This window comes from Arthrobacter sp. SPT-J7 (assembly GCF_059089965.1).
In genome coordinates this window covers 1-8237 of the sequence record NZ_JBNHFF010000153.1, presented here as the reverse complement: position 1 = coordinate 8237, position 8237 = coordinate 1, and the positions used below count along the sequence as shown (strand labels likewise).

The 8237-nt window shown below is 64.5% G+C and carries 9 protein-coding genes; 6 read left to right on the top strand and 3 right to left on the bottom strand.

Annotation, left to right across the window (positions count from 1 at the left end):
- Positions 1 to 64 precede the first annotated feature (64 nt).
- The 3 genes from AC5RWX_RS27595 to AC5RWX_RS27585 are packed head-to-tail and all read right to left on the bottom strand — an operon-like array spanning position 65 to position 2803.
- Positions 65 to 1009, bottom strand: a complete 945-nt coding sequence (locus tag AC5RWX_RS27595) for a COX15/CtaA family protein (RefSeq protein ID WP_494099446.1) — start codon at positions 1007 to 1009, stop codon at positions 65 to 67.
- A 7-nt stretch (positions 1010 to 1016) separates the two neighbouring features.
- Positions 1017 to 1838, bottom strand: a complete 822-nt coding sequence (locus tag AC5RWX_RS27590; protein WP_494099445.1) for an ABC transporter permease — start codon at positions 1836 to 1838, stop codon at positions 1017 to 1019.
- Positions 1835 to 2803, bottom strand: a complete 969-nt coding sequence (locus tag AC5RWX_RS27585; protein WP_494099444.1) for an ABC transporter ATP-binding protein — start codon at positions 2801 to 2803, stop codon at positions 1835 to 1837. The genes AC5RWX_RS27590 and AC5RWX_RS27585 overlap by 4 nt, the downstream gene beginning before the upstream one ends.
- A gap of 198 nt (positions 2804 to 3001) precedes the next feature.
- Here AC5RWX_RS27585 and AC5RWX_RS27580 point away from each other — a divergent pair, with 198 nt between their 5' ends.
- The 6 genes from AC5RWX_RS27580 to AC5RWX_RS27555 all read left to right on the top strand — a co-directional run bounded on the left by AC5RWX_RS27580 (position 3002) and on the right by AC5RWX_RS27555 (position 8191).
- Complete coding sequence (locus AC5RWX_RS27580; RefSeq protein WP_494099443.1) at positions 3002 to 3844, top strand: helix-turn-helix transcriptional regulator; 843 nt, start codon at positions 3002 to 3004, stop codon at positions 3842 to 3844.
- Complete coding sequence (sufB, locus tag AC5RWX_RS27575; RefSeq protein WP_458778633.1) at positions 3844 to 5307, top strand: Fe-S cluster assembly protein SufB; 1464 nt, start codon at positions 3844 to 3846, stop codon at positions 5305 to 5307. Before AC5RWX_RS27580 ends, sufB begins: the two co-directional genes overlap by 1 nt.
- 2 nt (positions 5308 to 5309) lie before the next feature.
- Positions 5310 to 6593, top strand: a complete 1284-nt coding sequence (gene sufD / locus AC5RWX_RS27570) for a Fe-S cluster assembly protein SufD (RefSeq protein ID WP_494099442.1) — start codon at positions 5310 to 5312, stop codon at positions 6591 to 6593.
- A gap of 24 nt (positions 6594 to 6617) precedes the next feature.
- Positions 6618 to 6977, top strand: coding sequence for a non-heme iron oxygenase ferredoxin subunit (locus AC5RWX_RS27565; RefSeq protein WP_163163562.1), 360 nt, complete (start codon positions 6618 to 6620; stop codon positions 6975 to 6977).
- A 79-nt stretch (positions 6978 to 7056) separates the two neighbouring features.
- Positions 7057 to 7848, top strand: coding sequence for a Fe-S cluster assembly ATPase SufC (sufC, locus tag AC5RWX_RS27560; RefSeq protein ID WP_494099441.1), 792 nt, complete (start codon positions 7057 to 7059; stop codon positions 7846 to 7848).
- 10 nt (positions 7849 to 7858) lie between these two features.
- The gene (locus AC5RWX_RS27555) at positions 7859 to 8191 is read left to right on the top strand and encodes a metal-sulfur cluster assembly factor (RefSeq protein WP_104045508.1); all 333 of its coding nucleotides are present in this window, start codon (positions 7859 to 7861) and stop codon (positions 8189 to 8191) included.
- Positions 8192 to 8237: the final 46 nt, after the last annotated feature.

The following is an 8237-nucleotide window of genomic DNA, read 5'->3' as shown; positions in this document are numbered from 1 at the left end:
GGCCGCCAGGTGCCACGCGCCCCGCTGCGCCAGGAACCGTGGCGGTTGGCCTGTTCGGGCGGATCTACTCCACGGGGCTGGACCGGGCGATGTCCCAGGCGTTGGTTGCGGCCACCATCAGCAGCGCGGCCCCCAGCATATGGGCAGCCACCAACAGCGCGGGAACGCCGTTGTAGTACTGGGTGAAGCCGATGACGGCCTGGAGGAGCGTCACGCCGAGCAGACCCAGGACTGCGGCGCGGAAGGGCCCCCTGATCCGGCGCAGGAATACCAGCACCAGTGCCACCACTGTGCCAGCGGTAATGAGGTAGGCAGGAACGGCATGGATATGGGAGAACAGGTCCCAGTCCAGCCCGTTCCGGGGAGCGTCGGCGTCGCCTGCGTGCGGACCGGCCCCGGTCACCACTACGCCGAGCATCACGGCCAGCGTGGAAAAGATCGCGACGACGGCCGTCACCGGACGCATGATGCCCGGCAGGGCGGTGTGGGAGACGGTCCGGAACCTTCCCGTCCGCCCAAAGGCACGGTTCACCAGCAGCGTGGCGAAGACCACCAGTGCCATGGACACCAGGAAGTGCAGGCCCACCACCCAGGGGTTGAGGTTGGTCAGGACCGTGATGCCGCCGATCACGGCCTGGGCCGGGATGCTGGCCAGCAGCCCGAGTGCCAGCAGGAAAAGGTCCCGGCGCTCCTTGCGGAGGTTCCACAAGTACACCAGCATCAGGGCGGCAACGGCGGCGAGAGCGAAGGTGAGGAGACGGTTGCCGAATTCGATGAACCCGTGGATGCCCATTTCCGGTGTGTTCACCAGCGAGGTGTCCGTGCAGCGCGGCCAGGTAGGGCAGCCCAGACCGGAGGCGGTCAGCCGCACCGCCCCGCCTGTAACCACCAAAAGGGTCTGGCCGATCAGGGAGGCAACCGCCAGGCGGCGGACCCGGACGTCCACCGTGCGGGGCAGCCGTGATGACAGGCGGTCAACAAACTGGGGGAGGCGTGCGGCCGTGCTCACGGATATCTCAATTCCACTTGAACCAACGGATGGCTGCTGCCCCGGCAATGACGGTCCAAAGCAGCAGGATGAGGGTGGCGCCGCCATTCAGCGTGCCGTCGAGGAAAGCTTCGCGCAGGGATTCCCCCAGCGCGCCGGAGGGCAGGAACTCCACCATTGCCTGGGCGCCGGCAGGCAGGCGTTCCGCCGGGATGACAATCCCGCCCAGGGCGCCGAGCAGGATCCACAGCAGGTTGGTGATGGCCAGTGTGGCTTCAGGCCGGACTGTCCCCGCCACCAGCAAACCCAAGGCGGTAAAGGCGGCGGCGCCCAGTGCCAGCAGGAACAGGCCGGAAACCCAGCCGGCTGCCTGCGGTTGCCATCCCAATGACAGGGCAACCGCACTGACTACCACCACCTGCAGGCCGAGGACGGCCAGGACCGACAGTGCTTTCCCCGCGATCAGCCCGCCGCGTCCTAGGGGAGTGGTAGAAAGGAAACGCAGCACGCCGTAACGCCGGTCGAAGCCGGTGGCGATGCCCTGCCCGGTGAATGCCGTAGACATGGCGCACAAAGCCAGGATCCCGGGTACTGCCACGTCGATCCGGCTGCCCCCGAGTCCGTCCATGAACGGAGTCACGGTCAGGCCGACAAGCGCCAGGAGCGGGAGCACTACTGCCAGAATCAGCTGTTCGCCGTTCCGCAGCATGGCCGAAGCCTCGTACTTGCCCTGCAGCAGAACGCGGCGCAGCAGCGAGGCAGGCTCCTGCCGGCCGGAAACACCGCCCAGGCCAGTGACTGACGTAGAGCCCAAAGCATCGTCGGCAGCCCCGAACGCTGTCCCGTTCATCGGATGTCCTTTCCCGAAATATCCAAAAAGACGTCTTCAAGACTACGCGCCTGCAGGCTCATCGAAGCCGGCATGATGTTGTGCGCCTCCCACCACCGGGCCAGTGCTGCCAGGTGCCCCGGTGTCAGGCTGCCCGTCACGGAGTAGCTTCCGGCGCGGTTCTCGGAGACGTGAATGCCCTCCGGCAGAAGCCCGGCAAAATCCAACCCCGGATCCGCTTCGAACTCCAGCGTTCGAATGTGTTCGGCCCCCGCTTCCACGGCAGGGCTGCGCTGGAGCAGCTCCTGGACAGTGCCCTCGGCCACGTTCCGGCCGCCGTCGATGATGTAAACGTAGTCGGCCAGGCGCTGGGCGTCGTCCATCAGGTGTGTGGTGAGGACGATGCCCATCCCCGCGCCGCGCAGCTCGGCAATGAGGTCGAACACCAGTTGGCGGGACTGCGGATCCAGGCCGGCGCTTGGTTCGTCCAAGAAGAGGACTTCCGGCCGGCCGATCAGCGCAGCGGCAAGGGCCAGGCGCTGCTTCTGCCCGCCGGAGAGCCGACGGACCGTGGTCCGGCTGAAGGCACCGATGCCCAGCCGCTCAATCAGGTCATCAACTGGCCAGGGCCGGGCGTAGAGTCCGGCAATGTGCCGCAGTAAGGGAACAGGCCTGGATGACGGCGGCAGCCCGCCCTCCTGAAGCATGACACCTACGCGGGAGCGCAATTGTGCCCCTGCCGTTTCGGGGTCGTGGCCCAACAGGGAGATGGTACCGCCGCTTCTTTTTTGAAGGCCTTGGGCGCATTCAAGGGTGGTGGTTTTCCCGGCACCGTTGGCGCCCAGGAGGGCAGTGACCTGACCGCGCTCAGCGACAAGGGAGACCCCGCTCACCACCCGGAGCATTTTGCCGTCCAGGATTGCGAGCGGGCCTACATCCTTAACTAGCCCGCTGATGGACAGAACCGGGGATTGGGGGGATCGCACCGGGATATTCTACGGGATGTAGTATTTTTCGGACGTCCTTCGCCTGTGCAGGGACCGCCTCCACGCGTTTAGGTCAGATAAGAGGACTTCCGCCGTGGCCAGGCCCGGGCGTATCTGGCAAAACTCCGAAGGTTCCGGCCGGGTCAGGTCAGCCTCCCCTTACTGGAGCGAGGGACTAAATTACGACATTATTGTGTTGTGTATTCCATGAGCAACGCTACTGCTGTGCCCCTCGCCGGGCACGGGGCCTCACAGGCTCCCGCAGACCGTGGCCCCCTGGCCGCCGGTCCGGTGGCTGAGGCCGACGAGCGCACCAGGGATCGCGTCCTCTCGGCCGTCTTGGAACACGGACCCGTCAGCGCCGCCGAACTCGGCGACCTGCTGGGATTCACTCCGGCGGCGGTGCGGCGGCACCTGGACCATTTATCGCGTGCAGGCGTTATCGAAGTCAAGCGCGTGGCAAAGTCCGGCGCCGGGGCAGGCCGTCCCGCACGGCGCTACGTCCTCAGCTCGCAGGGCCAGTCGAGCCTCGGCAACGACTACCTTGGTATCGCCGCGCTTGCCCTCCAGCAGCTCCAGAAAGTTGCCGGGCCGGACGCCGTGCGGGCATTCGCCGTCGAGCGCTTTGAAGAGATGGAACGCCGGTACGCCCCGGAAATCGACAAGGCGGGCCCGGACATCACCGACCGCGCCAAGGCCTTGGCGGACGCCCTGAGCCGTGACAACTTCGTGGCCTCGGCAGCCTCCATCGAGGCCAAGCCGCCGCTCCCGGCGGCACTCTCGAGCGTGCAGCTATGCCAGGGCCACTGCCCCATCCAACAACTCGCCGCCCGGTTCCCCGTGTTTTGCGACGTGGAGACCGAAGTGTTCTCGAGGCTGGTCGGCGTGGACGTCCGCCGCCTCTCCACCCTGGCCCGCGGCGGGCACGTCTGCACCACCCACATACCCACAGGCAGGCTGTCTGCCCAAGGGCCCATAAAGCCCCCGGCAGCCCCCGCCAGCCTGAATGAAGTACACAACCATCAGCAAGAAAGGCCGTGATGACGGACCAACTATCAGAGAAAGCGGTAGCCGAAAACACTGTGATCTCGGAGATTCTGGAAAAGAATCCCGAGCTGCACGGCATCGGCAACTACGAGTACGGATGGGCTGACAAGAACGACGTCGGCGCCAACGCACGCCGTGGGCTCAACGAAGAAGTGGTCCGGGATATTTCGGCCAAGAAGAGCGAACCGCAGTGGATGCTTGACCTGCGCCTCAAGGGCCTGAAGTACTTCGACCGCAAGCCCATGCCCACCTGGGGCGCGGACCTGTCCGGCATCGACTTCGACAACATCAAGTACTTTGTCCGCTCCACCGAGAAGCAGGCTGCCACCTGGGAAGACCTGCCCGAGGACATCAAGAACACCTACGACAAGCTGGGCATCCCCGAGGCCGAAAAGCAGCGCCTGGTTTCCGGTGTCGCCGCCCAGTACGAGTCCGAGGTTGTTTACCACCAGCTGCGTGAGGACCTTGAGCGGCAGGGCGTCATCTTCCTGGACACCGATACTGCCCTGAAGGAACACCCGGAGATCTTCCAGGAATACTTTGGGACCGTGATCCCGGTGGGCGATAACAAGTTCGCGTCGCTGAACACCTCTGTCTGGTCCGGCGGCTCGTTTGTCTACGTCCCCAAGGGCGTCCATGTAGACATTCCGCTGCAGGCATACTTCCGCATTAACACCGAGAACATGGGCCAGTTCGAGCGGACCCTGATCATCGCGGATGAGGACTCCTACGTCCACTACATCGAAGGCTGCACGGCTCCGATCTACACTTCGGATTCCCTGCACTCTGCCGTGGTGGAGATCATTGTGAAGAAGGGCGCCCGCGTCCGGTACACCACCATCCAGAACTGGTCCAACAACGTGTACAACCTCGTGACCAAGCGTGCCATCTGCGAAGAGGGCGCCACCATGGAGTGGGTCGACGGAAACATCGGCTCCAAGGTCACCATGAAGTACCCGGCCGTTTACCTGGTGGGTGAGCACGCCAAGGGCGAAACCCTGTCCATCGCTTTTGCCGGCGAGGGCCAGCACCAGGACACCGGATCCAAAATGGTGCACATCGCGCCTAACACCAAGAGCTCCATCATCTCCAAGTCGGTGGCCCGCGGCGGCGGCCGTGCAGCGTACCGCGGCCTGGTGCAGGTCCGCGAGGGCGCCAAGCACTCCGCCAACACCGTCCGCTGTGACGCGCTGCTGGTTGACACCATCAGCCGTTCGGACACCTACCCGTACATCGACATCCGCGAGGATGACGTTGTGATGGGCCACGAGGCAACTGTTTCCCGGGTCAGCGAAGAGCAGCTCTTCTACCTGATGTCCCGCGGCATGCGCGAAGACGAAGCCATGGCGATGATCGTCCGCGGCTTCATCGAGCCCATCGCCCGCGAGCTCCCCATGGAGTACGCACTTGAGCTGAACCGCCTGATTGAACTGCAGATGGAAGGGTCCGTCGGATAACGATGACTGAAATCACTACTGAAAAGGCACGCATCGGCGCGCCCTCAGCCCAGCCGTTCATTGACGGCTTCACCGAAGAAGGCGAGAGCCTTTCGCCGATCAATGCCGGCTCCAAGGCACCGCTTGCGGGGGCTTCGGCCAAGAGCCACTCCCACGGCGGCGGGGAAGGCGTGCCGGACAGCTCGCGGGCCGGCCGTCTTACGTCCTACAAGCTTGCGGACTTCAAGCCGCTCACCGGCATGGAGGAAGACTGGCGTTTCACCCCGCTGAAGCGTCTCCGCGGCCTGCACTCCGATGTCCTGTCCGGCGCTGCCCCCACCGTGGTGGTCACCGGTCCCGAGCAGGTCACCGTGGAAAGCGTCAACCGCGATGACCAGCGGATTGGTACCGCCGGCGTCCCCGAGGACCGCGTGTCAGCCAACGCCTGGGAAAACTTCGCGGGAGCCACCGTTGTTACAATTCCGGCTGAGTTCGAAGCCCTGACGGAGATCTCCGTCGACATCGAAGGCACCTCCCTCGAGGCCGCCGCCCAGCACCTCGTGATCGTGGCGGAGAAGTTCTCCAGGGCAGTTGTGGTCCTGAACCACAGGGGATCGGCCGTCGTATCGGAGAACGTCGAGATCATCGTGGAAGACGGCGCCAACCTGACTGTTGTCTCCCTCCAGGAATGGAACGACGATGCCGTCCACGCCTCCTCCCAGCAGGCAAAGATCGGCCGAGACGCCAAGCTCAAGCACGTCATGGTCAGCCTCGGCGGGGACCTGGTCCGCGTTACGCCGTCGGCACGCTTCACCGCCCCCGGCGGCGAGGCAGAGCTGTTCGGCCTTTACTTCGCCGACGCCGGCCAGCACCTGGAGCAGCGCCTGTTCGTGGACCACGCAGTCCCTAACTGCAAGTCCAACGTGCTCTACAAGGGCGCACTGCAGGGCCGCAATGCCCACGCCGTCTGGGTTGGTGACGTCTTGATCCGCAAGGAAGCAGAAGGCACCGACACCTACGAGGCCAACCGCAACCTGCTGCTGACCGACGGCGCCCGCGCCGACTCCGTGCCCAACCTCGAAATCGAGACGGGGCTGATTGAGGGTGCCGGCCACGCCAGCGCCACCGGCCGGATGGATGATGAGCACCTGTTCTACCTGATGGCCCGCGGCATCCCGGAGTCGGTTGCCCGCCGCCTGGTGGTCCGCGGCTTCCTGAACGAGATCATCCAGCAGATTAAGGTCCCCTCCATCGAGGAGCGGCTGACCGAGGCTGTTGAGCACGAACTCGCATTGACGGACAACTAGAGGTAACGGGGCACGGGTACAAAGATGACTGACCAGCCAAAGGGCGAGCTTGTCTGCAAGGTGGATGAAATCCAGCTGAAGCAGGCGCTGCGGATCCTGATCGACGACTACCCTGTGGCGATCGTCAAGGACTCCATGGGGGAGATTCACGCAATCGGTGACACCTGCTCGCACGCGGACATCTCCCTGTCCGAGGGCGAAGTGGAGGGCTGCGCCATCGAGTGCTGGGGCCACGGCTCCCAGTTCGACCTGCGCAGCGGGGAACCGTTGCAGCTCCCGGCCTACGATCCCGTTCCGGTGTTCGCCGTCGAAATCCGGGGAGACGAGGTCTATGTGGACTTCACCAACATCCTCAACGGCGCCGAAGCCCCCAACTTCAGCTAGCACCACAGAATTACGAACCAACTTCCAGACAGAGACCGCACCGCAGCCGCCAGGCACGGTGCAGAGGAGAACAAGACACATGTCTACTCTTGAGATCAAGGACCTGCACGTCAGTATTGAGACGGAGCAGGGCACCAAGGAAATCCTGAAGGGCGTAAGCCTGACCATCCGGACCGGCGAAACCCACGCGATCATGGGTCCCAATGGTTCCGGCAAGTCCACGCTGGCCTCCACCATCGCAGGCCACCCCCGCTACAACGTCACCAGCGGCTCCATCACCCTTGACGGTGAAGACGTCCTGGAAATGAGCGTTGACGAGCGTGCCCGCGCCGGCGTCTTCCTCGCCATGCAGTACCCGGTGGAGGTCCCCGGCGTCAGCATGACCAACTTCCTGCGCACCGCGAAGACCGCTATCGACGGCGAAGCGCCCAAGCTCCGCACTTGGACCAAGGACGTCAAGGCGGCCATGGAGCAGCTCCGCATCGACGCCGACTTCGCCCAGCGCAACGTCAACGAAGGCTTCTCCGGCGGTGAGAAGAAGCGGGTGGAAATCCTGCAGCTGGAACTCTTCAAGCCCAAGTTCGCCATCCTGGACGAGACCGACTCCGGCCTGGACGTTGACGCGCTGAAGGTTGTGTCCGAGGGTGTCAACCGTGCGCACGCCGAAGGCAAGATGGGCACGCTGCTCATCACCCACTACACGCGTATCCTGCGCTACATCAAGCCCGACTTCGTGCACGTGTTCGTGGACGGCCAGGTTGTCGAGGAAGGCGGCCCCGAGCTGGCCGACCGCCTGGAAGAAGAAGGCTACGACCGTTACGCGAAGGGCGCCGGCGCTGCCGCTGCACCCGCCGCGGCACAGGCCTCGTAAGGACTTTGCCATGACCGAAATCAACGTGTCGCGCACGAGCCTTGAGGACGTCGAAGAGGCGCTGAAGGATGTCATCGACCCCGAGCTCGGCGTCAACATTGTGGACCTCGGCCTGCTCTACGGCCTGAAGTACTCCGATGACGACGGCGCGCTGCTGATCGACATGACTCTTACCACTGCCGCCTGCCCGCTCACCGACGTCCTGGAGGAGCAGGTGGGCCAGGCCCTGGACGGCGTTGTTGACGACTGGCGCCTGAACTGGGTGTGGATGCCGCCATGGGGTCCGGAACGGATCACCGACGACGGCAAGGACCAGATGCGGGCCCTCGGCTTCAACATCTGATCCCCACCGCCTCCCCGGGAGGCTTCTGCTGACGACGACGGCCGGT

Bases quoted from the DNA above. Each gene is read 5' to 3' on its own strand.
- AC5RWX_RS27590 (WP_494099445.1), bottom strand. From the start codon at position 1,838: ATGAACGGGACAGCGTTCGGGGCTGCCGACGATGCTTTGGGCTCTACG.
- sufB (WP_458778633.1), top strand. From the start codon at position 3,844: ATGACGGACCAACTATCAGAGAAAGCGGTAGCCGAAAACACTGTGATC.
- AC5RWX_RS27555 (WP_104045508.1), top strand. From the start codon at position 7,859: ATGACCGAAATCAACGTGTCGCGCACGAGCCTTGAGGACGTCGAAGAG.
- sufD (WP_494099442.1), top strand. From the start codon at position 5,310: ATGACTGAAATCACTACTGAAAAGGCACGCATCGGCGCGCCCTCAGCC.
- sufC (WP_494099441.1), top strand. From the start codon at position 7,057: ATGTCTACTCTTGAGATCAAGGACCTGCACGTCAGTATTGAGACGGAG.
- AC5RWX_RS27565 (WP_163163562.1), top strand. From the start codon at position 6,618: ATGACTGACCAGCCAAAGGGCGAGCTTGTCTGCAAGGTGGATGAAATC.